Source organism: Allobosea sp., assembly GCF_051860145.1.
In the GTDB taxonomy this organism is placed as follows: Bacteria; Pseudomonadota; Alphaproteobacteria; order Rhizobiales; family Beijerinckiaceae; genus Allobosea.
This window is the reverse complement of sequence record NZ_JBHYEM010000002.1, coordinates 224,490-247,376: the sequence shown is the minus strand read 5'-3', so window position 1 is coordinate 247,376 and position 22,887 is coordinate 224,490. Positions and strand designations below refer to the sequence as shown.

The 22,887-nt window shown below is 67.3% G+C and carries 24 protein-coding genes; 11 read left to right on the top strand and 13 right to left on the bottom strand.

The features are described from left to right. Nucleotides 1–53: 53 nt before the first annotated feature. The gene (locus ACTIF2_RS04360; RefSeq protein ID WP_439495818.1) at nt 54–3,191 is read right to left on the bottom strand and encodes a DUF6973 domain-containing protein; all 3,138 of its coding nucleotides are present in this window, start codon (nt 3,189–3,191) and stop codon (nt 54–56) included. Between the two features lie 233 nt (nt 3,192–3,424). Beyond that, entirely contained in the window at nt 3,425–4,522 is a 1,098-nt protein-coding gene (locus ACTIF2_RS04355) for a DUF1521 domain-containing protein (protein WP_439495817.1), read from the bottom strand. Nucleotides 4,523–4,906: 384 nt separating this feature from the next. On the opposite strand from ACTIF2_RS04355, the gene ACTIF2_RS04350 reads away from it, so the two are divergent. From ACTIF2_RS04350 to ACTIF2_RS04340, 3 genes are all read left to right on the top strand, one after another. Further along, a complete protein-coding gene (locus tag ACTIF2_RS04350; protein ID WP_439495816.1) occupies nt 4,907–5,590 on the top strand; it encodes a response regulator in 684 nt (227 codons plus the stop codon). Between the two features lie 114 nt (nt 5,591–5,704). Continuing rightward, on the top strand, nt 5,705–7,126 hold the full coding sequence (locus ACTIF2_RS04345; protein WP_439496065.1) for a type II and III secretion system protein family protein: 1,422 nt from the start codon (nt 5,705–5,707) through the stop codon (nt 7,124–7,126). An 8-nt stretch (nt 7,127–7,134) separates the two neighbouring features. Beyond that, on the top strand, nt 7,135–7,770 hold the full coding sequence (locus ACTIF2_RS04340) for a CpaD family pilus assembly lipoprotein (protein ID WP_439495815.1): 636 nt from the start codon (nt 7,135–7,137) through the stop codon (nt 7,768–7,770). Nucleotides 7,771–7,773: 3 nt separating this feature from the next. Here the strand turns inward: ACTIF2_RS04340 and ACTIF2_RS04335 are convergent, their stop codons facing one another. The 11 genes from ACTIF2_RS04335 to ACTIF2_RS04285 all read right to left on the bottom strand — a co-directional run bounded on the left by ACTIF2_RS04335 (nt 7,774) and on the right by ACTIF2_RS04285 (nt 16,226). Further along, on the bottom strand, nt 7,774–8,814 hold the full coding sequence (locus tag ACTIF2_RS04335) for an EscU/YscU/HrcU family type III secretion system export apparatus switch protein (protein ID WP_439495814.1): 1,041 nt from the start codon (nt 8,812–8,814) through the stop codon (nt 7,774–7,776). Next, on the bottom strand, nt 8,811–9,632 hold the full coding sequence (gene sctT, locus ACTIF2_RS04330; RefSeq protein WP_439495813.1) for a type III secretion system export apparatus subunit SctT: 822 nt from the start codon (nt 9,630–9,632) through the stop codon (nt 8,811–8,813). Before sctT ends, ACTIF2_RS04335 begins: the two co-directional genes overlap by 4 nt. Nucleotides 9,633–9,639: 7 nt before the next feature. Continuing rightward, nucleotides 9,640–9,915 carry an EscS/YscS/HrcS family type III secretion system export apparatus protein gene (locus tag ACTIF2_RS04325; protein WP_439495812.1) on the bottom strand — a complete coding sequence of 92 codons (276 nt, stop codon included), beginning with the start codon at nt 9,913–9,915 and terminating at the stop codon, nt 9,640–9,642. A gap of 13 nt (nt 9,916–9,928) precedes the next feature. Continuing rightward, nucleotides 9,929–10,594 (bottom strand): type III secretion system export apparatus subunit SctR, encoded by a 666-nt coding sequence (sctR, locus tag ACTIF2_RS04320; RefSeq protein WP_439495811.1) that lies wholly within the window; start codon nt 10,592–10,594, stop codon nt 9,929–9,931. Further along, nucleotides 10,587–11,696 (bottom strand): type III secretion system cytoplasmic ring protein SctQ, encoded by a 1,110-nt coding sequence (sctQ, locus tag ACTIF2_RS04315; protein WP_439495810.1) that lies wholly within the window; start codon nt 11,694–11,696, stop codon nt 10,587–10,589. Before sctQ ends, sctR begins: the two co-directional genes overlap by 8 nt. After that, nucleotides 11,693–12,172, bottom strand: a complete 480-nt coding sequence (locus tag ACTIF2_RS04310) for a hypothetical protein (protein WP_439495809.1) — start codon at nt 12,170–12,172, stop codon at nt 11,693–11,695. Before ACTIF2_RS04310 ends, sctQ begins: the two co-directional genes overlap by 4 nt. A 29-nt stretch (nt 12,173–12,201) precedes the next feature. Further along, nucleotides 12,202–13,560 carry a type III secretion system ATPase SctN gene (gene sctN, locus ACTIF2_RS04305; protein ID WP_439495808.1) on the bottom strand — a complete coding sequence of 453 codons (1,359 nt, stop codon included), beginning with the start codon at nt 13,558–13,560 and terminating at the stop codon, nt 12,202–12,204. After that, the gene (sctL, locus tag ACTIF2_RS04300; RefSeq protein ID WP_439495807.1) at nt 13,557–14,174 is read right to left on the bottom strand and encodes a type III secretion system stator protein SctL; all 618 of its coding nucleotides are present in this window, start codon (nt 14,172–14,174) and stop codon (nt 13,557–13,559) included. Before sctL ends, sctN begins: the two co-directional genes overlap by 4 nt. Further along, entirely contained in the window at nt 14,171–14,779 is a 609-nt protein-coding gene (locus tag ACTIF2_RS04295) for a nodulation protein NolU (RefSeq protein ID WP_439495806.1), read from the bottom strand. The genes sctL and ACTIF2_RS04295 overlap by 4 nt, the downstream gene beginning before the upstream one ends. Before the next feature lie 20 nt (nt 14,780–14,799). Continuing rightward, nucleotides 14,800–15,654 (bottom strand): type III secretion system inner membrane ring lipoprotein SctJ, encoded by an 855-nt coding sequence (gene sctJ / locus ACTIF2_RS04290; RefSeq protein ID WP_439495805.1) that lies wholly within the window; start codon nt 15,652–15,654, stop codon nt 14,800–14,802. A 77-nt stretch (nt 15,655–15,731) separates the two neighbouring features. Then, nucleotides 15,732–16,226 carry a nodulation protein NolB gene (locus ACTIF2_RS04285; RefSeq protein WP_439495804.1) on the bottom strand — a complete coding sequence of 165 codons (495 nt, stop codon included), beginning with the start codon at nt 16,224–16,226 and terminating at the stop codon, nt 15,732–15,734. A gap of 194 nt (nt 16,227–16,420) precedes the next feature. Between ACTIF2_RS04285 and ACTIF2_RS04280 the strand changes: the two genes are divergently transcribed. The 8 genes from ACTIF2_RS04280 to ACTIF2_RS04245 all read left to right on the top strand — a co-directional run bounded on the left by ACTIF2_RS04280 (nt 16,421) and on the right by ACTIF2_RS04245 (nt 22,807). Further along, a complete protein-coding gene (locus ACTIF2_RS04280; protein WP_439495803.1) occupies nt 16,421–17,122 on the top strand; it encodes a nodulation protein NolW in 702 nt (233 codons plus the stop codon). 171 nt (nt 17,123–17,293) lie between these two features. Next, nucleotides 17,294–17,518 (top strand): dsRNA-binding motif domain-containing protein, encoded by a 225-nt coding sequence (locus tag ACTIF2_RS04275; protein ID WP_439495802.1) that lies wholly within the window; start codon nt 17,294–17,296, stop codon nt 17,516–17,518. A gap of 68 nt (nt 17,519–17,586) precedes the next feature. Next, nucleotides 17,587–17,829, top strand: a complete 243-nt coding sequence (locus ACTIF2_RS04270; protein ID WP_439495801.1) for a nodulation protein NopA — start codon at nt 17,587–17,589, stop codon at nt 17,827–17,829. A 141-nt stretch (nt 17,830–17,970) separates the two neighbouring features. Then, entirely contained in the window at nt 17,971–18,867 is an 897-nt protein-coding gene (locus ACTIF2_RS04265; RefSeq protein ID WP_439495800.1) for a SctD/MshK family protein, read from the top strand. Between the two features lie 22 nt (nt 18,868–18,889). Then, nucleotides 18,890–19,426, top strand: a complete 537-nt coding sequence (locus ACTIF2_RS04260) for a hypothetical protein (RefSeq protein ID WP_439495799.1) — start codon at nt 18,890–18,892, stop codon at nt 19,424–19,426. Between the two features lie 2 nt (nt 19,427–19,428). Then, complete coding sequence (locus ACTIF2_RS04255) at nt 19,429–19,872, top strand: hypothetical protein (RefSeq protein WP_439495798.1); 444 nt, start codon at nt 19,429–19,431, stop codon at nt 19,870–19,872. Beyond that, nucleotides 19,869–21,989: a type III secretion system export apparatus subunit SctV gene (gene sctV, locus ACTIF2_RS04250; RefSeq protein WP_439495797.1), complete on the top strand. Its 2,121-nt coding sequence runs from the start codon at nt 19,869–19,871 to the stop codon at nt 21,987–21,989. Before ACTIF2_RS04255 ends, sctV begins: the two co-directional genes overlap by 4 nt. 65 nt (nt 21,990–22,054) lie before the next feature. Beyond that, entirely contained in the window at nt 22,055–22,807 is a 753-nt protein-coding gene (locus tag ACTIF2_RS04245; protein WP_439495796.1) for a tetratricopeptide repeat protein, read from the top strand. The last annotated feature ends 80 nt before the right edge of the window (nt 22,808–22,887 follow it).

The following is a 22,887-nucleotide window of genomic DNA, read 5'->3' as shown; positions in this document are numbered from 1 at the left end:
CTTTCATTCCGAGACCAGGCGGGGGCTAACCAAACCCCGGCTCTGCTACAGAACTATGACGTGCTGCCATGAGCCTCGGGCGTCTGCCTGACGCCCGGCACCGGAGCCGCGTTGGCCTCGCCATGCTGGCCGTAGGCGACATCGTCGCTCCAGGCGAGCTCGCCGTCGCGATCGATCACCACCATCTCGCCGTCCTGGATCGCGCGCTGCACGAGGTCGGCCAGCTCGCCATCGGAGGCATCGGGGTTCTGCTCGGCGATGCGGCGCCCGACCTCGTTGTTGTAGAGATCCATCGCCTCGCGATCGGCCGGGTTCTCGACGCCCTCATGCGCCGAGGTGAAGCGCTCGGTGAAATCCTTGCCGAACTGCTTGGTCATCAGCGCGTTCCAGTAGGCGTGGCGGAAGGCATCGGCATGCCCGTCATTCTGGGCCCAGGTGTCGAAATCCTCGGTCACTTCGGGGTTCTGCGGGAAGCCGGCGCGCATGTCCTCGGGTTTGGGATAGCGTTCGAGCGAGACCGTTTCCGCCTTGCCCTTGATGTCCTTCATGTCCCTGAGCCCGAACACGCTCAGGCTGTCCATCAGGTCGGCTTCCGTCGCGGTCAGCTTGCGCTTCTCGTCGGTGAAGATCCCCGCCAGGCCGCCCGGGCTCCACATCACGGTGCCGCGCGGATCCTCCTCGATCTGGTAGTCGCGCAGGATGCGGTCGAGCTCGGCGTCGCGTGCCGCGGGCTCGTCGGCGCCGGGTTGCGGCTCGATCGGTGCCGTGCCGTCCGTGTCGGTGGCGGGCGTCGGCACCGGGTCGTCGCCCGAGGTCGAGCCGCTACCCGATGACGGCTCGCCGGAAGAGCTCCCCGGTGGAGGCGCGGGCTGCTCGCCGCCGGGTTGAGACGTGCTGCCGCTCGACGGGCTTCCCGGTGCAGGCTGCGTCGGCGCCGGATTGCTGCCGCTCGTGCTCGGCGCCTCGCCGCTTCCTGAAGTGGATGGTGCGCTGGAGGAACCGCTGTCACCGCTCGGCGCGCCCGATTCGGTCGAGGGCGCCGGGGCAGGAGCCGGCGACTCGGTCGGCGGGGGCTCGACCGGCGGGGGGGCTGCCGGGGTCGCCGTGCCGGGCACGTAGACCTTGTCGCCGGCGAAGACCAGGTTCGGATCGACCAGATGGCCGCTGTTCAGCCGCACCGTCTCGCGCGGGTCGACGCCGTTGCGCTCGGCGATGTCCCAGACGGTACCGTCCTCGGTGACGGCGACGGCCCGATAGCCCTGGCTCTCCAGACCGGGATTGATACGGCCGCCCGGGCCCATCTCGCCGATCTCGTTGCGCTGCAGATAGCGGCCATTGACCCAGCCGGTCGCCTCGCGGCCGTCGATGCCGCGTCCGCTGACCTCGAGCCACTCGTCGCCATGGGCGTCGATCCGCCGCTGTCCGGTTCCGTCCACGAAGGTTCCGTTGCGCAGGACGGAGAGCTTCTCGGCCTCGGTCGCGGGGCCCGAGCGCAGGTTGAGCCCGTCATGGGGTACGACCACGAACTGCTCGGGCTGCGGCTGCTCGACCTGGGCCGGGGTCCGCGCCAGATCCGCGCCCGTGAGGGTGCGCGTGCGCCTGTCGGTGATGTCGTCGCGCCCGACATTGCCGATCAGCGAGACACCGAACTTGCCGACATCGGCGACGGTGAGCCCGAGTTCGTGCTGCTGGTTGACGCCGGTGCGCGCGATGCGCTCGTCCTGGGTGGTGACGCTGAAATCCTCGCCCATCCCCGCCGCAGCGGCTCGGAACTCGCCTTGCAGCAAGGACGAGATCACCGGTCCGGCGTGCTCCGCGGGATTACGCGTCGTCGCCTCGATCGAGACGCGGCGCTGGTCGGTCCGGCTGAGATCGGCCAGCGACTGGTCCTGATAGGTCAGCTCGACCCGCGCAGAGACCTCGTCCGGCGCGCCGAGCCCGTCGACCTCCGGTATCGGCCGGCCGGCGACCTCGCTGAGCGACTGGTCGGCCGGGATATCCCAGGACATGCTCACTTCGCCGCGCAGCGTGCCATGGTCGACGATGTTCTGCGGGATATAGCCCAGCTCGAACTGGTCGAACTGCTGCTGGCCGATCGTGAGCTTCTCCTTGGTGCTCGAATCGAGGTCGCCCGCGAGCGTATAGGTCAGCCGGCCCGGCTCGCCATTACGTGGCACCTCGATGGTGCGGATCATGCGCTGGTTCTGGTCGAGCCGCGTCTCGATGCCGAGATTGGCCGCCTTCGCGCCGAGCTTGAGCCGCTCTTGCGCATTGAGCTCCTGCGAGTAGCTGGTGATGTTGTCGCGCAGGAACGCCATGTCCTCTTCGGACGGACGCAGCGGCGCTGCCGCAAGGTTGCCGGGCGTCGGCCAGGAATGCGTGTCACTCAGGCTACCATCATCCGCCGGCACCGGATTGGAGGCCGCGCCGAGCGTTCCAACTCCCGGGATCGGCGCGTTGATCGCATCGCGCACCGCTTCCGAGGCACCGAGCCTCTGGAGAACCTGCACGGCGCGCGTCGCATCGTCCTGCGAGGCGAAGTTCATCGTCACCGAATCGGAGGTGCCGAGGTTGAACTCGGCGGCCGGATCGACGCCCGGCACGGCAAGCTCTCCGGTCAGCCCGCCCTGCAGCCGCTTATCGAAGGTGACGTCGTAGGTCGGGGCCGGCTGGCCTTCGCCGCCGTCACCGCGCTGGGCCACGGTGATGTCGTAGCCATACTGGCCCTTGACGCCGGCACCGACCGGAATGCGGGCGAGCGGCACCTGCGCCTTGGCCTCGGCGGTCACGTTCATGACCACCTGGTCGCCGTCGCTGTTGAGCTTGCCGATCTCGTCGCGCGGATTGACCAGCGTGTTGCCGGCATCGCCAATGCCGGTCTCGACCCCGGACGTGCTCGGCGCGCCATTGGCGGGAGGGGTCGAACCGCTCCCGGAGGAGGACGAGGCGGGCACCGGCGCATTGTCGTTCTGCGCTGCGCTGCTGGTCGAGGTCGAAGCGGGCTTTGTCGCGCGCCGCTCCTCTTCCGTGGCCTGCGCCCGGGCGACCTCCGCGTTGAAGTCCTGCGTGGAGGAGGCGTCGGCGCCGCCCGAGTCGGCATTCGAGCCGGAGGCGCTCTGGGCGCTGTCGGTCTCGGGCCGACGCGCCGTCGCTTCGCTCGCTCCGGAAACGCTCGCTGCAGCCTGGGCCATCTCGCCGCTCCTCTTCCGCCACGCGCCGCCCTGGGCGACGCATCGATAACGCTAGCGGCAGGATGGGGGCTGAAGCTGATAGCAACCTGACGGAGGGAAGTAATAATTCTACAGCGATCAGGGCATGCCAATCACTGAGATAAAATAAAAAGCATCCGTAAAACGCAAAATGCGGGCGCATGAAGCGCCCGCATCGTTTCTGGAGAAGACGAAAACTTGTCGTAATCGAAGCTTCAGGCGTAGCGTTGCTCGGCAGCGTTGATCGCGGCCTGATCGATGCTCTGGCCGTTGGCGCCGACCCAGTCCTTGCCGCGCTCGTAGAGGATCTGCGCGCCGTCGGCGGTGAGCTGGTCGAGCGTCGTGCCGGCATTCGACTGGACGACCTCGAGATTGTTCTTGCCGTCCTTGTCGCCGGCCAGACCGGTCACCTGGATGGCGTTGTTGCCGTTGGTGATGGTCAGGCCCGAGGAGAAGGTCGTGCCATTGCCGGCATCGACGGTGTTGACGGTGATCTTGGTGCCGTCGTCGAGCTGGAAGCTCAGGTTGTCCTTGAAGTCGAAATCGGTCTTGCCATCCGCGTCCTTGTCGACATGGGGGTCGCCCCAGACGCGGGTCTCGGCGCCGGTTTCGTTGTTGCGGACGGTGAAGGACTGGTCGCCTTCCTTCAGGTTGATCGTATATTTGTCGCCGAGGCGGATCTCGGCGGTGCCGTCATCCTTCTTCTCGTGTGTCCAGACGTCCGAGGCACCCGAGCCGCTCTGGCCGGGGCCACCCGGAGCCGGCAGGTTCGGCGGCGGCAGCTGCGGCAGCTGGCCGCTATTGCCGGCGCCGATATTGGCGAGCCCGGCGAATTGCGACATCAGGCCGGCGAGCCCGTCGAGCATGGTGTTCTTGGTCTGCTCGGGGATGTTGGATTCCTCGATCAGCCCGGCGAAGTGCTGGAAGCCCTCCATCACGCCGGCAAAGGCCTCGCGACGCGACTGCTCGATGCGGTCCAGGGTCGGGACACCGGCGACGGGGCTGGTCTGGCTCGTCGGAAGCGCCGGGAGGCCCGGCGTCGGGGCGCTGGGCATATAGGTCGGAGCCGACGGTGCGCCGTTGTTGCCGGCGCCGCGGCTCGCCGCGATGAAGCCCGCGGCGTAGGCGTCGATCAGGTCGCGCTTCTCGCCCGAGGTCGCGGCCGAGCGGACGCTGCCGAGGAAGTCGCCGCCGCCTGGCTGCTGCGCGCCGGGGAAGACGTCGGGCGTGGGCTGGCCGGCAGAGGCGCCGTTGACGAGGCCGGGGAAGGGGATGGCGACGGGGATGAAGCCCCAGCCAGGAATGGTGTTCATCGTCGTGCTCCTGTTGCTTCGAAACCTTGCGGACAGAGCATGCTCGGGTCCCACCCAGAGCATCGCGCCGCCAACCACACCGTGACCTTAGGCGGCCCAGCTTTCAGGAAGCTGACGGCGCGGACGGGCTTTTTCCGCTGAGGGTTCTGCCGTCGCTCATGGCTTTCGCAGATGGAAAAGCCAGTCTCTTCAATACGTGACCCAACGGCAGAATCCATCAACATTCAGAAGATCAAAATTGTTCCATAGAAATTGCCGGTTTTCTCCTTGAAAGAAAATCCTCAGCGAAATGTTAGTCAGCCAAGCAATCGCTTATTCAAAAAACTGTCACATGGCCCGTGCGATACAGGTCTTTCCTCACAATACTTAACAAGAGGCGAGGGAATGCGCACTTTACTGGTTGAGGATCACGAGGATTTGGCTTTTGCGGTGCGGGGCGCGCTATCGGATAACGGCTTTGCCGTCGATGTGACCTACACCCTGGATGAGGCGTCCGCCGCTTTCGGCTGCGCCAGCTACGACATCCTGCTGCTCGATCTCGCCTTGCCCGACGGCGACGGGCTCGGCTGGCTCAAGCAGTTGCGGCGCAACGGCCACTCGACCCCCGCCATGATCATGAGCGGCCATAACGATCTCAGCAAGCGGATCGAAATCTTCAACGGCGGTGCGGATGATTTCCTGCCCAAGCCGCTCTCCACAGACGAACTCATCGCCCGCATGCGGGCCGTTTTGCGGCGGTCGAATCACATGACAGACCCGGTCATTTCCGTCGGCAACCTGAGCTTCGACCCGGTCGGTCGGCAGGCCTGGGTTGCCGGAGCGCCGATGAAGATCGCGCGGCGCGAACTCTGCATCCTGGAATTTCTGTTGGGCCGCGTCGGGCGGATCGTGCCGCGCGCCTCGCTCGAGGACAGCCTCTACACGTTCGACGACGAGGTCTCGACCAATGCGCTCGAAGTGGGGGTGTACCGGCTGCGCTCGCATCTCAGCCAATCGGGCGCGACACTGCGCATCCGCACCGCACGCGGCATCGGCTATGTGCTCGAATCCAGCGAGGCAGCCTCGTGACGCCACCGGCCGGCGTCACGACGACATCGGCGCCCGCCTGACAATAGAGAACCGAGAACCTTGACGAGCGAACAAAACGCCGGCGACCGCGAACGAGCCTGCACCGAAACACCCATCGTAAGATCGCGCCTGCCGAGCTTGGTCGCTGGCGTGCTCTGCGCGGTGGCGTTGCTGTTTCCTACCGCCAGTTCGGCGCAGAAGACCCGGCGCGAAGCGTCTCCGCCGCCCCAATCCGCGCCCCAGCCTGCGCCGCAGAGCCAGCGCGGAACCCTGAACCTGACATCCTCGCGCGGCGAGACGATCCAGCTGCCGCAGGCGGCTGCCAGCATCTTCGTCGCCGACCCGACGATCGCCGACTTCCAGGCCCCCTCGAACAAGACGATCTTCGTCTTCGGCAAGAAATCGGGACGCACGAGCCTGTTCGCGCTGAACGACAGCGGCCAGGCGCTCGCGGAATTCCAGGTCGTCGTCACCCAGCCGATCGAGGATCTGCGCGCCTTGCTGAAGGCGCAGGTCGGCGAGTACCCGATTCGCGTCAGCTACACGCCACGTGGCGCCGTCCTCAGCGGCATGGCGCCCAATGCCGAGATCGTCGACACCGCCAAATCGGTGACCGAGCAGTTCCTCGGCGCCGGCTCGGTCATCGTCAACAAGATCCAGGTTGCCGGCTCGCTCCAGGTCAATCTCAATGTCCGCGTCGCCGAGATTTCGCGCAGCGCGATGAAGGCGCTCGGCATCAATCTTTCGGCTTTCGGGCAAAGCGGCAATTTCAGCTTCGGCGTGCTGCGCGGCAGCGGCGGAGGTACCGGCGCCGGCCAGGGCGGCGGCACGGTGGGCCTCGGCTTCAGCGCCGGAAACACCAATATCAGCGCCGTTCTCGATGCGCTCGCCAGCGAGCGGCTGGTCTCGGTGCTGGCCGAGCCAAACCTCACTGCGATCTCCGGCGAATCGGCGAGCTTCCTCGCCGGCGGCGAGTTCCCGATCCCGGTCTCGCAAGGCAATCAGCAGGTCACGGTCGAGTTCCGCCGCTTCGGCGTCAGCCTCGAATTCGTGCCGACCGTGCTCAGCAACAATCTGATCAATGTCAGGGTCAAGCCTGAGGTCAGCGAGCTCTCGGCGCAGGGCGCGGTGACCATCAACGGCATCTCCGTGCCGGCGCTGTCGACCCGGCGTGCCGATACCGTGGTGGAGCTGGGCAGCGGCCAGAGCTTCGCCATCGGCGGGCTGATTCGCCGCAATTTCAGCACCAATATCTCAGCCTTTCCCTGGCTCGGCGACCTGCCGGTGCTAGGCGTGCTGTTCCGCTCATCCTCCTTCCAGAAGGAGGAGACGGAGCTCATCATCATCGTCACGCCCTATATCGTGCGGCCGGCGACCGGTCCCAACGCGCTCAGCGCGCCGACCGACCGGGTCGCGCCGCCGTCCGATTCGGGGCGGGCGCTTGCCAATACCCTGGCGAAGCCGCCGAAGGGACGCCGCGCACCCGCGACCAGCGTTCCGGGCGCCACCGGTGACACCGGCTTCATCATCGAATGAGGACAGCGATGGCCTTCCGATATCTTCTCTGCGCGCTGCTCGGGGGCGCTGCGCTCGGCGGCTGCAACACCGCCCCGATCTATGTCGAGCCGACGGCGCAGGCGATCCTCGTCGATCCCCAGAACCATGTCCTGCTGCTCAGTTCGCTCGGCAGCAGCGAAGGACGGCGGCTTGCCGACCTGATCGCCACGACGCGGCGCGACGCCCGCGACGGTGTCCATCTCGAGATCACCAGTTCCAGCCCTGCGCTGCGTGCGGGCGTGGTCAAGCTGGCGCGGCGGCTGGGCGTCGACCCTTACAATATCCGCCAGTTCGTCGGCCCCGCCGACCCGCTTGGACGCTTCCGGGCCCGCGTCATGGTGGTCGCCTATACCGCGATCCCGCCCGTCTGCCCGTCGCTCTCGATCGTCGGCCCCTCGGTCGAGGACAATTCCTTCGACCAGACGCTGGGCTGCTCCGTCCGCACGAATCTGGCGCTGACGGTTGCCGACCCGAGCCATCTGCTCGGCAACGGCGCCGTGATCGCGAGCCGGGGCGACCGGGCTGCGATACCGGTCGAGAATTACCGCGCCTTCGCCACCGGAACCGCGGGCAACCGGCGGGCCACGCCCCAGATCGGCGCCGGCAGCGCGGCGGTCCAATAGGCTTCAGACCTGACCGGCCGTGTAGAGCGCCTTCGCCACCAGCTGGAAATACTGGGACGGGATGGCGTCGCCGAGCTTGGCCTTGCGCAGGAGCCGGCGGACCAGGGCGTCGTCCTCGACCACGTTCACGCGTAGGTCGCGGGCCTCCGCCAGCAGTCTGTCTACGCTCGCGCCCTTGCCCCGGCACACCACGATCGGCACGCCGGTCTCGCCGCGCACATAGCGCAGGCCGATCAGGGCGTCGCGCCCGCGCAGCACCAGGGTGGCGCGGCGCATGCCGAGCGGCGGCAGGTTCGAGGCCTCCTGGCGCAGCCGGCGGTGCTCACCCTTCAGCTGGGGGTTGCCTTCCTGCTCCTTGAACTCGCGCTTGGCCTCGGTCTCGGTCATGCGCATCTCGCGCATGAACAGCCAGCGCTGGGTCAGGAGGTCGAGCGTGCCCGCAGCCAGGAACGCGCCCGCGGCGATGCCCATCAGCAGCTTGGTCTCGGTCCCGACGACGAACCCGATGCAGCCCATGCCGCAGATCGGCAGATATACCAGCGTCTTCCACATTCCCATGATGACGAACAGGAAGGTGGCGCCGAGGAAGACGGCCTTGAACAGCGTCTTCGCCAGTTCGATCAGGGAGCGCAGGCTGAAGATCCGCTTCATGCCCTCGATCGGGTTGATGTTCTCGAATTTCGGCGTGACCAGTTCGAGCGAGAACACCAGCCCGTGATTGGCGAGGAAGCTCGCGAAGATGCCGGCGCCGACCATGACGCCGAGGAGCGGCAGCACCGTGGCCATGCTCAGCTCGGCCAGGATGCCGAGCGCCTGCCGGACGCCGGTATCGAAGGGCAGGGGCTGCAGCTTGTCGGCCAGCAGCAGGGCCTCGCGCCATTTGTCCTCGATGCCGCCCGCTTCCGACCAGAGCCAGGCGATGCCGGCGCAGGTGCTGGCCGCCGTTGTGAAATCGCTGCTGCGCGGCACCTGCCCTTTCTTGCGCGCGTCGTTGAGTTTCTTGGACGAGGGCGGGAGTTTTTTCTCCTCTCCCGAATCGCTCACTTCAGCACCTTGCGGAACTGCTCGAGCACGCCCTGCGTCTGGGTGATCTCCGCTTTCATGTACTCCATCAGATAGACCGCATAGACGACCATGAAGATCGCGAAGCCGATGTTCTTCAGCGTCGGCGCGAGGTCGTTCGGCTTGAATTGCGGGGCGAAGCGACCGAGCAGCATCACCGAGATGTCGATCAGCAGCAGGAAGATCAGCACCGGCCCGGCGATCAGCAGCATGGTCCGCATGATGTGATCGAGCAGGCTGACGAGCTCCATCGCCCCTTGTGTCGAGAGGCTCGGCATGAAATTCACCACCGGCCAGATCAGGTAGCTCTTGTAGAGGCCGTCCACCATCGTCTGCAGGCCGCCGCTGACGACGAAGATCGTGATCGCGGTGATGCCGAGCAGGAGCCCGGTCGCCGAGGCCTGGCTGCGGGTCGCAGGATCGACCGGCGCGGTCTCGCTGGTGATGCCGCGCTGGGTGTCGACGATCTCGCCCACCGCCTGGATGCTCCACAGCGGAATGCTGAGCAGCGTGCCGAGCAGCAGGCCGACGAAGACCTCCTTCAGCCCGAGCAGCGCCACCTTGACCATGCGCGTGCCGCCATCGAGCGTCGCCACCGCGTCTGCGACGTGCTGGAGCATGGGCAGGGTGATCGCGATGGCGAGCGCGCCGCGCACCAGCCCGCCTATTTGCGGCCGGGTGAAGACCGGCAGGACCAGCATGATGCCGATGGCGCGCGCCGAGCCGAGCCCGGCCGCGACGACGAGCTCGATCGCCGCGAGGATCAGTTTCTGCAGCTCCTCCGGCGACAGGTTGGGCATGGCCGAGCTAGCGTCGCGCCGTGAGCGCCGGGAACTCGGTGAAGATCTGCTTGCTGTGCTCCAGCAGCGGCGCGCTCAGCAGCGGCGAGAACAGGCCGAGCACCGCCACCACGACGAGCAGCTTCACCGTCAGCGGCAGCGTCTGGTCCTGGATCTGCGTCGCGGCCTGGATGATGCCGATTAGCAACCCGACGACGAGCGCGGCGACGAGCGGCGGCAGCACCCAGATCATGAAGATCACGAGCGAGTGGCTCATATGGGTAAGAATGCTGGATTCATCCATGATCGCTGCCCTTTCAGCCGCCCGGCACGGTGTAGCTCAGCACCAGCCCGTGCATCAGCCGCGACCAGCCGTCGATCGCGACGAACAAGAAGAGCTTGAACGGGATCGAGATCACCGTCGGCGAGACCATCGACATGCCCATCGCCATCAGGATGGTCGTCACCACGAGGTCGATGGTGATGAAGGGCAGGTAGAGCAGGAAGCCGATCTCGAAGGCGCGCTTCAGCTCGGAGATCAGGAAGGACGGCACCAGGATGACGAGGTCGTCGGCATTGGCCCGGCCGCGCATCTCCGGCGGCCAGACCTGCTCGGTCGAGGACAGGAAGAAGCGGCGCTGCTCCTCGCTGGTGAAGCGCTTGAGATGCTCGCGCAGCGGCTCCTGGCCCTGTTTCGCCGCAAGCAGCCAGTCGTCGAAGCTCTGGTAGCGCAGTTGGGTGTCGGTCAGGCGCGTATAGGTCTGTTCGGCCACAGGCGCGCTGATGAACACGGTCAGGATCAGGGCGGCGCCGTAGAGCACGATGTTCGGCGGCACCTGCTGCGCCCCCAGCGCATTGCGCACCAGGAAGAGCACGATGGAGACCTTCATGAAGGCGGTGGTGGTGACGACCGCGAAGGCGAGCAGGCCGAGACCGAGCGTGACCGCGAGAAGCGCCAGGACCCCCGGCTGGATCTCAGTCATTGCCGGCGAGCCCGCCGAGCAGCCGCACGCCGAGCGTGTCTCCCACGCGCACGATGTCGCCGCGGCCGATCCGGCGGCCATTCGCGAGGATGTCGACCGGCCCGTCGAGCGGGCGGCCGAGGTCGAAGACATGGCCGTCGCCGGCGCTGCGCAGCGCGCCGAGCGTGATCGGCCAGCGCCCGCATTCGAAGACGAGCGTGACCTCGACCTCGTCGAGGCTGGCATTCGGCGGCTGCGCCGGCTCGGGGGGTTGGCTCATGCGGGCGGACTCCGGGGGAATTGATCGCGGGCGGAAGCGGCCCCGCAGGCGGAGCTGATTGCCCGCCTGTTCGGCCGGCGCCCAGAGCCCGCCCGCGGCGAGGGTGACCTCGCCGCGTAGCAACGGACAATCTTCGGGAAGTAGCACGTCGCCGGGGCGCGCTTCGTGCAGCAGCCGCGAGCCGATGCGCAGCGAGCCGATCTCGGTGGCGACGATCATGGGAAAATCGGCGGAAAGCTCGCGCTTCCGCTCCGGCTGGCGCGCCGCCAGGGCCGCGAGCCCGTCGAACAGCGTAGGCAGGGCGCAATCGAGCTGCGTGGGCAGGAAGAGCCGGGCCTGACCGTTGAGCTGGCCAAAAGCTAGCTCGAGCGCGAGATAGGGGCCCGACATGACGGCGTCACGGACCTCGACGAGGCGCAGCTCCTGCCCGGCCTGCGTCTCGAAACGGGCCAGCAACGGCTCGAGCGCGAGCTCGAGCACCAGCGAGCGGCTCGGTTCCGACGGCAGGGCGAGGCCGGGCTGGACAGCCTCCAGCAGGCCGTCCGCGATAGGTCTGGAAAGCGAGAGGACCTGCGACGTGCCGCCGGCCTCCCAGACGAAGTCGAGCATCGGGCCGGGCGCCGGCGCCCAGTCCCAGTTCACGCTCCCGATCCCGAGCGAGACCGCGCGATCGCCGAGCCGGCCGGTCCAGGGCGCCCTCGGGACGACGACCGCATTGATCCAGGCGACGACCGCACGCGAAAGGACGGGCTGCGGCTCGAATCTGGGATGCTTCGGCGGGGTGCCGGGCGAAAAACCAATGATGCGCTCATGTCGCGCCGGCAGGATCGAGACGGACATCATCGACCCTTGCCGCCATCTGCCGCGGCACGGCTGCCGACGCGACGAAGCGCGATATCGTCTTCGGTCTCGATCTCGGTGCGGAAATCCTGGCGTGTGCGCCTCAGCGTGCCGAGATCGGTCTCGATCAACCCCCATTTGCGCACCGAGACCGAACTCCTGGCCCAGACCGCCCGGCTCGCAGTGGCCGCAGCCTCAGCCGTCCCGTGCGCGGCCTTGGTTTCCTCGAGCCGCTTGCGCTTTCGCTCCACCTCGCTCGCCAGCGCCTCCAGAATCATCCGGCAGCGTTCGAGCTCGCCGATTGCCGTCGCCCCGGATTCGATAAGCCGGCTATAAATCTCGCGCTCTTGCACCACCCGCATTTCGTGCGTCTTGCGCAGATCCTTGCCCGCCTCGACCTCCGCCTGGGCAGCCAGCCGACGTTGCGCCTCCATGGCGTGCCAGTCGGCAAGGGCGCGGCGCTCGCGCAGTTCCTTCACGTGCCGCAACGCCGAGACATGCGCCGGGTCTATGCGGTCAGACGCGAGAGCCATGCCACCGTGTCCTCGAAACTCGAATGCTCGTCCTCGCCCTGGCGCAGGAAGCGGCGCAGGTCGTCGATGCTGGCGATGGCGCGATCGGTCAGTGGATCGCTGCCCTGCTTGTATTCTCCGACCCGGACCAGGAACTCGGCATCGGCATGGCGCGAGAGCAGCTCGCGCATGAAGCCGGCCGCCTTGCGCTGGGCCGGCGACACCACCGCGTCCATCACCCGGCTGCGGCTGGCGAGCACGTCGATCGCGGGGAAATGCCCTTGCGCTGCAAGCTGGCGCGAGAGGATGATATGTCCGTCGAGGATGCCGCGCGTCTCCTCGGCGATCGGATCGCCGGTGCCGTCGCCTTCGACCAGGACGGTGTAGAAGGCCGTGATCGAGCCTCTCTCGCCCATTCCCGCCCGCTCCAGCAGGCCGGGCAGCATGGCGAAGACCGAGGGCGGAAAGCCGCGCCGGGTCGGCGGCTCGCCGGCGGCGAGGCCGATCTCGCGCATCGCCCGGGCGAAGCGCGTCAGCGAATCCATCATCAAAACGACGCGCAGGCCCTGCTCGCGAAAATGCTCGGCCGCAGCGGTCGCCATATGTGCGCATTGCGCGCGCTCCATTGCCGAGCGGTCGGAGGTCGCCACGACCACAACCGTTCGGCGCAAGCCCGCTTCGCCGAGATGGCGCTCGATGAACTCACGAACCTCGCGGCCGCGCTCGCCGATCAGCGCGACCACCGCGACATCGGCATCCGCGCCCTTGACGATCTGCGACAGCAGGGTCGACTTGCCGCCGCCCGGCTCGCCATAGATGCCGATGCGCTGTCCTTCGCCGCAGGTCAGAAGCCCATCCATTGCCCGCAGCCCGAGCGAAAGCGGCTGGCCGATCAGCCGGCGGGTCATCGGATTGGGTGCAGCCTGTCGCAGCGGTCTGGTTTCCAGCGCTGCCAGCGGCGGCCCGCCGTCGAGGGGCCGGCCGAAGCTGTCGACGACGCGCCCGAGCAGCGCTCGGCCCACCGGCACTTCGAGCATGCGCCCGGTCGAGACCACCTCCGTCCGGCTCGAGAGGCCTTGCAATTCGCCGATCGGCGTCAGCAGCACGCCGTCCTGCGACAGGCCGACGACCTCAGCTTCGAGCGACCAGCCGGTGCGCGGGTCCTGCAGCAGGCAGAGCTCGCCGATGCGCACATCCGGCACCACCGCGTGGATCAGCGTGCCGACTGCACGCGTGATCCGGCCCCGGACCGCGCGGGTGTCGATGTGCTGAGCCGTGCTGCGCAGGCGCGTGAGCGCGGTTTCCAGCGCTCGATCCGTACCCGCGCTGCTGCTGGCCGGGAGCGGGACATTCATGTGCCGTCCTCGCCGGATGGCAGGCCGAAGCCGAGCCGCAATGCGCGCAGCTGGGCTTCGAGGCCGAGGTCGATATTGCCGAATTCGCTCCAGAGCACGCATTGCCGCGGCGACAGCGCCGGATCGGCCTCGATTCGCACGAGCGGCCGGCCTTCCTTGCCGTCGCAGGCGGCAAATTCGCGCGCCAGCGTGTCGGCATGGAGCGGCGCTGCGCGCAATCGCACCTCGCCCCCGCCATGTTTCTGCTCGATCGCATGCCGGACCGTGCGCAGCAGCATCTCGCCTGGATCGAAGGCGCCGATCAGGTCGCGGACGATGCCCATCACGAGATGCGGCAATTCCCGCTCGAGCACGGCCTTTTGGCGCGCGGCTTCCGCCGCGGCCGCCGCCATCAACCTCGCGCCTTCCTGGGCACCGGCCTGCTGGCCTTCGGCATAGCCCCGTGCGCGCTCCCGCTCATAGGCGGCCCGAGCCCAGCTGCGGACCCGCTGCAGATGGCGCTCCGCCATCGCGCGCGCCTCTGCCGCATCGTGCCACAGACCTGCCTCCTCGGCGCGAACGAGTGGCCCGAGGGGGCGCAGGGCAGGGGCCGCGGGAGGGGCTCCGAGTGTCACGGCTGCGGAACCTGCAATGCAAGTTGCGTCAATACGACCGCGAAGATCGCATCGGCGGCCGCGCGATGCGCCGCGCTCGGCTGCTCTGCTGCGCTGCCGGGGGGGAGGGACAGCAGTACGCGCTGGCGTTCCCGTTCCGGAAGGGTCGCGAGCCAGCCGCCGAGGCAGCCGAGGCCATCCTGCTCGACGGCCTCGGACAGCTGTTCCGGGTCGACGATCAGCGCGGTCGAAACCGCCAGCCCGATATGCCGCACGCCAAAGGGTTGGAACTCGGCCCCGAGCTTGTCGACGAAAACGCCGAGATCCTGGCCCGAGATCAGCTTCAGCAGAGAGCGCGCATGCCAGATGCTGCCGGCGAACAATGCGGCGCGACGGGCGGGCTGGCCGAAGAGCGGCGCGGGCCCGGCCACATCCGCGTCGCCAAGCACCAGGCGCGCCAGCCCGTCCCGCATCCGGCTGCTGTTCTGGAGCCGCGCCAGCGTCGCGACCGACAGCGCCGCGTCGAGGCTGAGGGCCAGGCGGGCAGGATGAATCGACGACACGAATGCCGCCAGATCTGCTGGAGCGGCTTCGCAATGGCTCGCACTGTCCAAAAGAGCCGGCATGGTCACGCTCTGTCCCAGGACTACGCCGCCTCGCGGATGGCGGTTTTCCGTTCCGCGTCGAAACCGGAGATCCCCAGCCGGCCCCGTTCGTCGGTGGTGGTGAGCGCGCGCGACTCCGGCCGTGTCCTGGTCGGGCGACGGTTGCCGAGCAGGACATAGATCAGCGCGCCGATTGCGATGCCGGCGCCGGTCAGCCCCCCGCCGATGGCGGCCCAGTTCATCGGGATCGGACCCAGCATGCGCGATGGTGCTGCGCCGGCCGCCGCAGCGGCTGTGCGTTGTTCCGCAGCCGTTGCGGCGGCCGGGCGCTCGACCGGGACGAAGACCACGGCGACCTTGTCGTAGGACAGGCCCTCGATGCTGTTAGCGACCAGCATCTTGATCTGCGGCAGCAGCGCGTTCAGCTGCGCGTCCGAGTCGTGGCGGATGAACACCGACGCCGAAGACGGCGTCGTGTCCTGCCGCAGCAGGTCGTTCTTCGGCAGCACGACATGGATCCGTGCGGAGAGCACCCCGTCGATATCGCTGATCGTGCGCGACAGTTCCTCGCTGAGCGCATAGACGTAGCGAGCGCGTTCCTCGGTGGGCGAGGCGATCAGGCCGGAGCCCTTGAAGACCTCTCCGAGGTTCTTGAAATTCTGGCGCGGGAAGCCTTCGGCCTTGAGCAGGTCGATCGCCACAGCTAGCTGCTTTTCCTCGACCTGGATCGTGCTGGTGCCGTCCTTCGCGGCGACGCGCCCGGCATCGATGCCATGGTTGAGCAGCAGGGCCAGCATCTCGTTGGCTTCGCGTTCCTGGAGCTTGGTGTAGAGATCCGCCTTGCAGCCCGCCAGGACCAGCGCGGCGGTCAGGGCGACGAGGGTGCCCGCCCGCAAGCCCCGGGCTCGGGCGGGTCCAGGCCCGGTAGCGCTGCTCTCAGTCGGCGTGATCCGACGCAATCGCATGGCTGGGCTCAACTCGCCGACATCAGCTTGTTCACCGACGAGCTGAAGCTGCCGGTGCTTTTGGAGACGAGAGAGACCTGGATGACGTTGTTGTAGACGCTCTGCAGCGACGCGATCATCGCGTCGAAATTGTCGGCGCCCGGCGCCAGCCCCGGCAGTCTAGCTGCGTTTGGCTGCGTCAGCGATTGCTCGGCCGGGCCAGGCTGCGAGGCTTTCAAAGCCGGCTCGGCATTGCCGGCGCCCGGCGCCGCACTGCCGCGATGAACCGCCGACAGATTCTGCAGGATCCGCTCGCCGATAGATGCAGTGTGAGTCGTGGCGCGCGAGACTTCCGTCGTCGCCTGAGCAGGCGCGGAGAAGCTTGCTGGCGGCTGCTTGGTGGCGTCGCCCGCCGCAGCCGTCTGAACGAGATCGTTCTGGAACTGGAGCCGGTCTCCGGCGGCCGGAGCGATCTGTTGTACATTGTCGATGAGGCCGGTCAGTCCCGGAGCGCCAACGAGCATATGGGAACCCTTTTGCTCTCTTGGGTTAGGCCGAGAGCGCGGTGGGCGCCTCCCGTTAACGAATTGGACACTAGGGACGCTAGCTGACGGGAAGCTGACGAATGCCCGGTTTCCGCACTGTCATCCAAAGATCACAAACGCGACCCATCCTCGTAGCGGAGCTATGCGAAATCTAATCCGGGTCGGATTGCGAAATGCGTCTGAAATCGAGTATGATGAAATCTGCGAAATCCGGTATTTTTTCCGGAATACTCTTTGTATCGACAAGTATTACTTCGATTGCAGCTCCGTTGCCGCTGCCTGATACGCCGTATAATTACACAGTTCTCGATCAGGAACTTCCCAACGCTCTTCAGGAGTTCGGCAGCAATCTCAACCTGAAAGTCAATGTCAGCAGCGAGGTGAAGGGACGCATCCGGGGGCGAATGCCTGAACTGCGGCCGCGCGAATTTCTCGACCATCTGGCCAAGCTATACAACCTGCAATGGTATTTCGACGGGCTGGTTCTCTATGTCACCGCCGCCAAGGAGGCGCAGAGTCGCCTGCTCGTACTGGCGCCGATCAGCTTCGTTGCTTTCAGGGATACGCTCGATGCGCTCAATATCTCTGACGAGCGCTTCGTCGTGCGCCCGGCGCCGGGCAATGGCCTGGTGCTGACCTCGGGGCCGCCGCGCTTCATCACTCTCGCAGAGCAGATATTGAGCGGCCTTGTCGCCGAGGCCCAGGCCCGGCCGCGCGCCATCGATGTGCAGCGTCCGCCACGGGACACGGTCCTGATGCTGTTTCGCGGCACCTCCGCCGCCGTCATCCGCAACGGCCGGCTCGAAGGCCAGTATTCCGCCGATGCGCCCCGTCCCGAAGGCATCGTGCGCGCGCCGGCGCTCGAGCCGCGCTGAATTCATCGCCCCGGCGAGATGTCGACGACCGCCGGTTAGCTGGCGAAATGAATTATCCCGCGGCTCGTCAGGTTCTGGAAAGCTGGCCTTCCTAGCATCGCGTCGTGACCAAGAGGAATGCGCAGCTGCCATCCTGTGGCTCGCATGAAACAGCGAACGAAGGAGCGCCCGATGCTGGGAGCAATCGGAAGCGTGGTCGGCGGCATTTTCGGCGGCCCGATTGGATCGGCCCTCGGCGGTGCGGTTGGCGGCGCGCTGGAAGGCGGCGGCAATTCGCAGGACTCGGCCAAGGCCGAGGCGTTCGAATCGGCCCTCAGGTCCTTCGCGATGCAGATCGCGAACGACGGGATGGCCGATTTCGACGAGGTGATGGCCGAGACGGAAGAGGACGCCTGACGCGTCCACTCGGCGTCATTGTGACCGCTTCAGGCGGCAAGATCGAACTCAAACCCCAGGAGAATGATATGTCTTTCAACATTGGTGGTCTCGTCGGCGGCGCTCTCAACGGCTTGGTCGGCGGCAATGGCGGTGGCCAGACCGGTGGCACCGGCGGCGCTGGTGGTGCCGGCGGCGCTGGCGATTTCCAGTCCCAGATCGCCGAGCTGAAGCGTGTCAGCGAAGAGGCCCAGGCCAAGAGCATCCAGATGCGCATGGTCTCGACCCAGCTCGCCTCGGACAAGAAGGTTTCCGACGAGCGCGTGCAGTGATCCTGAAGCGGGGCGGCTTCGGCCGCCCCGCTCTCCATGACGTCCCGACGCCTTGCCGCGCCGTAGCGCCAGCAGTCCCGCGAATTCCAGGCGAGCCGTACAGCCTCTGTACGTGCTCCCGTTGCCGTTGAGGAGAGTGCCGTGAGCGAGACCGCGCCCTTTCGATTCGAAGTACAATCGGGCCTCTATGCCGGCCTGAGCGACCGCATGAGCGCCGGCGCCCGGACGATCGGCAGCGGGCTCGACGCCGATCTTGTCTTCATCCAGCAGAATCTCGAACCGCATCATCTGCGGGTGGCGCTTGCGGATGGCGCGATCGCGATCGAAGCGCTGGCGCCGGGTGTCGTCCTCGACGGCGTCGGCGAGATCGCGCCCGGCAGCCAGGTCGAGACTGCCTTGCCGGCGCTGGTCCATGTCGGCGGCCTGTCGATTCGCTGGTCGGAGGAGACGCAGGTTCACGCTGGGCTGGCGGGCTCGCCGCGCCTGTCGGCGAAGACAGTCGCGGCTGCGGCCTTCGCGCTGCTCGTCCTGACCGGTCTCACGACTTTCATCTATGATGCGAGCGCCGACGCGCCGGTCGTTGCGGCGAGCCTCGCCGGCGAGGCGGCCCCGGTCCGGAAATTCACTGCGGGCCGCCCCGACGAGGCCGGGACCAAGGCCGCGGCTTCGGCGCTGCAAGCCGAGATCGAGAAGCTTGGACTGCTCAACATCAAGGTCAGCTCGGGGCCCGGCGTCGTCGCGGCCGAAGGTACGGTCGAGCCCTCCCTGATGCCTGATTGGCAGAAGCTCCAGCAATGGTTCGACCATCGCTATACCGGCGGGCTGACATTGGTGAATGGCGTCATCCTCAAGGAGGAGAAGCTGCCGTCCTCGATCGCCGTCGAGGCGGTCTGGCAGGGCACCCAGCCACATCTCCTCGTGCGGGGCCAGAAGTATTTTGTTGGCGCCATGCTGGACGACGGCTGGACCATCCACCGGATCGAGGGAGATCGGGTTCTGCTGAGCAGGGACGGGCGGCTCGCCGCCGTCCGCTACTGAGCGGCGGAGGGACCCGACAACGATGGTCAAGCTGCCTCGCCGCCCGGTCAGAACCGACAGCCCGCAACGCCAGGGCCTCGACGATCACACGCCGCGCTCCGATACCGCGCCGTCGCGTGGCGACGGCACCAATGTCACCGGCGTTCGGCCCGGCGGCGGCGACAAGGGCCGCTCGCAGGTCTGGGAGGCGGACAACCAGGAGCTGCCGCTCGACCTTGCCATCGAGGCGGCCCTGGCGGCGCGGGATGTCGATTCCGTCACGCGGGTGAGCCTCGACGAGATGCGCGCCTCGCTCGCCCATATCGATCCGCGCGCGGTGCTCGCCTCTCTCTACGGACGAAACCTCGCCGCCGGCCTGCTCTCCTTCGTGATGCCGCGCCTGCGCCATCCCGAGGTGCTGCTCGCCGAGAACCACAACGCGCTGCTTGAGCGCCTGGCCGGGACGTTCTCGGCCTCGTCCGACGATTCGGTCGTGAGCGAAGGCGCCTTCGTGATCCAGCAGGAGCTGAAGCGGCTCGCCCTGCTGCGGCAGCACCGCAACAGCCTGATCGAGGGTTGAGCATGGCCGGGCCGCAGCTTCCGTCGCTCGGAGATGGCCCCGCCGCCTCGGTGCGCGCGCTGACCGGTCAGGTCGTGCCGGTCTCGGGCCAGGAACGCGATCTGCTTTGCGCACTCTCCTACGTGCATCTCGCTTGCGGCCAGCATGCCCAGGGCCTCGCTTTGCTGCGGCTGCTGGACCACGAGCAGACGCGCGATATCGGCCTGTTGCGGATTCTCGCCTATGGGCTCGTCTCGGACGGGGCCGGAGAAGAGGCTCTCGCCGTGCTCGACCGGCTCGAGGGGCTCGACGACCAGCCCGGAGCGCGCCTGCCGCTGACCTTGCTGCGCAGCCATGCGCTGCGTCGCGCCGGCCGGATGGAAGAGGCGAAACTGGCGTTCCGCGACTATGTCGCGCTGCGGGCCAGCGCCAGCCAGCGAGACGCCTTGTCCGGGAGCCGCCGATGATCGCAAGCTTGCGCAGCCTGATCGCCAGGGCTCCGGCCAATCCCGACCTGATGGTCGCGCTGCTGCTGCTGCTCGCCATCGCCATGATGATCATGCCGATCCCGGTCATGTTCATCGACGCGCTGATCGGCTTCAACCTCGGCTTCGCCATCCTGCTGCTGATGGTCGCGCTCTACATATCGAGCCCGATGGAGTTCTCCTCGCTGCCGGGCGTCATCCTGATCTCGACGGTGTTCCGTCTGTCGCTCACCATCGCGACGACGCGCCTGATCCTCTCGGAGGGCGACGCCGGCAGCATCATCCACACCTTTGGCGACTTCGTCATTGCCGGCAACATCGTCGTCGGCATCGTCATCTTCCTGATCGTGACGCTGGTGCAGTTCATCGTCATCGCCAAGGGCGCGGAACGCGTCGCCGAGGTCGCGGCGCGTTTCACGCTCGATGCCTTGCCGGGCAAGCAGATGGCGATCGATGCCGAGCTCCGCAACGGCGACATCGAGCAGGCTGAGGCCCGCTCCAAGCGCTCGACGCTGGAAAGCGAAAGCCAGCTCTACGGGGCCATGGACGGCGCGATGAAGTTCGTGAAGGGCGACGCCATCGCCAGCCTAGTGGTCATCGTCATCAACATGCTCGGCGGCATCACCATCGGCATGCTGTCGAAGGGCATGTCCTTCGATACGGCGCTGCATCACTACACGCTGCTGACGATCGGCGACGCGCTGATCGCGCAGATTCCGGCACTGCTGCTTTCAATCACCGCAGCGACGATCGTCACCCGTGTCAGCGGCTCGGCCAGGCTCAATCTCGGCGCCGACATCGCGAGCCAGCTCACCGCCTCGCCGCGCGCGCTGCGCCTCGCGGCCTGCGTGCTCGTGGCGATGGGCCTCATTCCCGGCTTTCCGGCTCCGGTCTTCCTCGTGCTCGCTGCGATCTTCGCAGCGGCGAGCTTCATCAGCGGCAGGTCGAAGCAGGCGAAGGCCGATGCAGCTGCGGCCGCGGCGTCGGCAGCGGCGCCGAATGCCCAGCGCGGCAAGTCGCCGGTGCCGGCCGAAGCCTTGCCGATCGTCCTGTTCCTGGCGCCGGATTTGCTGCGTGCCATCGACAGGGAGAACCTGCAGCGCCATATCGGCCGCGTCTCGAACCTGGTTTCGGCCGATCTCGGCATCATGATCCCGCGCATCCCGGTACAGCCCGACCAGCGGCTGCCGGCTTCGCAGTTCCGCATCGACGTCGAAGGCGTTCCGGTCGAGCAGGACACGGTCGACCCGGCCCAGCTCCTGCTCACCGACGATCTCGCCAACATGGAGCTGAGCGGCATCCCGTTCCGCCACGACCCGGAGACCGACAAGGTCTGGATCGAGCAGCGCCATGCCTCGGCGCTCAGAGCAGCCGGCATCGGCCATCACGATGCCGGCGAGATCCTCGCCATGCGCGTCCATTCGGCCCTGACCCGCTATGCGCAGCGCTTCGTCGGCATCCAGGAGACGCGCCTGCTGCTCGGCCGCATGGAGCAGGAATATGCCGACCTGGTGAAGGAGGTGCTGCGGACCACGCCGATCCCGCGCATCGCCGACGTGCTGCGTCGCCTGCTCGACGAAGGCATCCCGATCCGCAACACCCGCCTCGTGCTCGAAGCTCTGGCCGAATGGAGCGAGCGCGAGCAGAACGTCGTGCTCCTGACCGAATATGTCCGCGCCGGGCTGAAGCGGCAGATCTGCCACCGCTATGCCAATGCGCACCGCGTCGTGCCGGCCTACATCATCGAGCGCGAGACCGAGGATATCGTGCGCGGCGCCGTGCGCGACACCGCAGTCGGGCCCTATCTGGTGCTCGACGACCGGCAGAGCGAGAAGCTTCTGTCACATATGCGTCAAATCCATGCGACCATAAAACCGGGTCAGACGCCTCCGGTCATCCTAGCTTCGATGGATATCCGGCGTTTCGTGCGCGGGTTTCTGACGCGCAATGGGATCGATCTCGCAGTCTTGTCCTATCAGGACCTCGCCTCCGATTTCACGATCCAGCCGGTCGGATCGGTCAAGCTGACCGCGACCAGGGAACAGGCTCCGGCCTTGCCGCCGAAGGACGCGCGCAGCGCCCTTGCAGCAGCGGGCTGACAAGGGGGCCGGGAACGAGGATGTCGTCGGCGCGATCCGCCGGCGGGATGGAAGGACTGGGTGTATTGGCTGAAGGAACAGTCAAATCGGAGCGAGCTCCATCTCGCGCCAGCCTCTTTCCCCGCATCCTTGCCTGCGTTGCTCTGACGGCCACGCTCGGCGGCTGCGTCGGCACCTCCGACAGCAAGCCGCAGCTCTCGGTGGCCGAGACGCCCGCTCCCGATCTGCTGGGCGGCAAGGATATCGACGATGCGATGCTGCAGCGCATCGCGCGGGCAGTGGGGCACGGGCCTGACGACGCCAGTTCCGAGAGCAGCTATCGCGAGCTCGCGCGCAGCCGGCCCACTGCCGCAGAACCACGCGTCGCGCTCGGCCGCACCCTGACGCGCAAGCGTGACTTCGACGGCGCCGAGAGCGCTTTCCGCGAGGCGCTCGGCCTCGAGCCCCGCAATATCGACGCCTGGATCGGCCTCGCCCAGATCGAGATGGCGCGCCGGCGCACGCCCGAGACCATCGCGGCGCTGGACCAGGGGCTCGCCGCCGCGCCGGGCGAGTTGCGGCTGCTCAACGCCAAGGGGGTCATCCTCGACAGGAGCGGGCGGCACAAGGAGGCGCAGCCCCTGTATCGGCAGGCCCTCGAGGGCGCGCCCCGCAACCAGATGCTGCGCAACAATCTCGGCCGGTCGCTCGCGCTGGACGGCCAGAAGGAAGAGGCCCTGGCGATCCTGCGGCCGCTCGCGCGCGAGCCGGATGCGCCTCCCGCCGCCAAGGAGAGCCTGGCGCTGGCGATGGAGCCCCGGCGCGCGCCGGGGACCTGAGCCCGCTCCGCGGGTCAGGTTGTGATCAGGTCGTTTGCCTAACCTCGCGTGGTCCCGCCGAACAGCCCGCAAGGATCACG

Coding starts and splice junctions, on each gene's coding strand:
- ACTIF2_RS04355 (WP_439495817.1), bottom strand. CDS start 4,522: ATGAACACCATTCCTGGCTGGGGCTTCATCCCCGTCGCCATCCCCTTC.
- sctV (WP_439495797.1), top strand. CDS start 19,869: ATGATCGCAAGCTTGCGCAGCCTGATCGCCAGGGCTCCGGCCAATCCC.
- ACTIF2_RS04275 (WP_439495802.1), top strand. CDS start 17,294: ATGCTGGGAGCAATCGGAAGCGTGGTCGGCGGCATTTTCGGCGGCCCG.
- ACTIF2_RS04350 (WP_439495816.1), top strand. CDS start 4,907: ATGCGCACTTTACTGGTTGAGGATCACGAGGATTTGGCTTTTGCGGTG.
- ACTIF2_RS04340 (WP_439495815.1), top strand. CDS start 7,135: ATGGCCTTCCGATATCTTCTCTGCGCGCTGCTCGGGGGCGCTGCGCTC.
- sctT (WP_439495813.1), bottom strand. CDS start 9,632: ATGCCCAACCTGTCGCCGGAGGAGCTGCAGAAACTGATCCTCGCGGCG.
- sctN (WP_439495808.1), bottom strand. CDS start 13,560: ATGAATGTCCCGCTCCCGGCCAGCAGCAGCGCGGGTACGGATCGAGCG.
- ACTIF2_RS04280 (WP_439495803.1), top strand. CDS start 16,421: ATGCGTCTGAAATCGAGTATGATGAAATCTGCGAAATCCGGTATTTTT.
- sctR (WP_439495811.1), bottom strand. CDS start 10,594: ATGACTGAGATCCAGCCGGGGGTCCTGGCGCTTCTCGCGGTCACGCTC.
- ACTIF2_RS04255 (WP_439495798.1), top strand. CDS start 19,429: ATGGCCGGGCCGCAGCTTCCGTCGCTCGGAGATGGCCCCGCCGCCTCG.
- ACTIF2_RS04285 (WP_439495804.1), bottom strand. CDS start 16,226: ATGCTCGTTGGCGCTCCGGGACTGACCGGCCTCATCGACAATGTACAA.
- ACTIF2_RS04260 (WP_439495799.1), top strand. CDS start 18,890: ATGGTCAAGCTGCCTCGCCGCCCGGTCAGAACCGACAGCCCGCAACGC.
- ACTIF2_RS04295 (WP_439495806.1), bottom strand. CDS start 14,779: ATGCCGGCTCTTTTGGACAGTGCGAGCCATTGCGAAGCCGCTCCAGCA.
- ACTIF2_RS04360 (WP_439495818.1), bottom strand. CDS start 3,191: ATGGCCCAGGCTGCAGCGAGCGTTTCCGGAGCGAGCGAAGCGACGGCG.
- ACTIF2_RS04325 (WP_439495812.1), bottom strand. CDS start 9,915: ATGGATGAATCCAGCATTCTTACCCATATGAGCCACTCGCTCGTGATC.
- ACTIF2_RS04270 (WP_439495801.1), top strand. CDS start 17,587: ATGTCTTTCAACATTGGTGGTCTCGTCGGCGGCGCTCTCAACGGCTTG.
- sctQ (WP_439495810.1), bottom strand. CDS start 11,696: ATGATGTCCGTCTCGATCCTGCCGGCGCGACATGAGCGCATCATTGGT.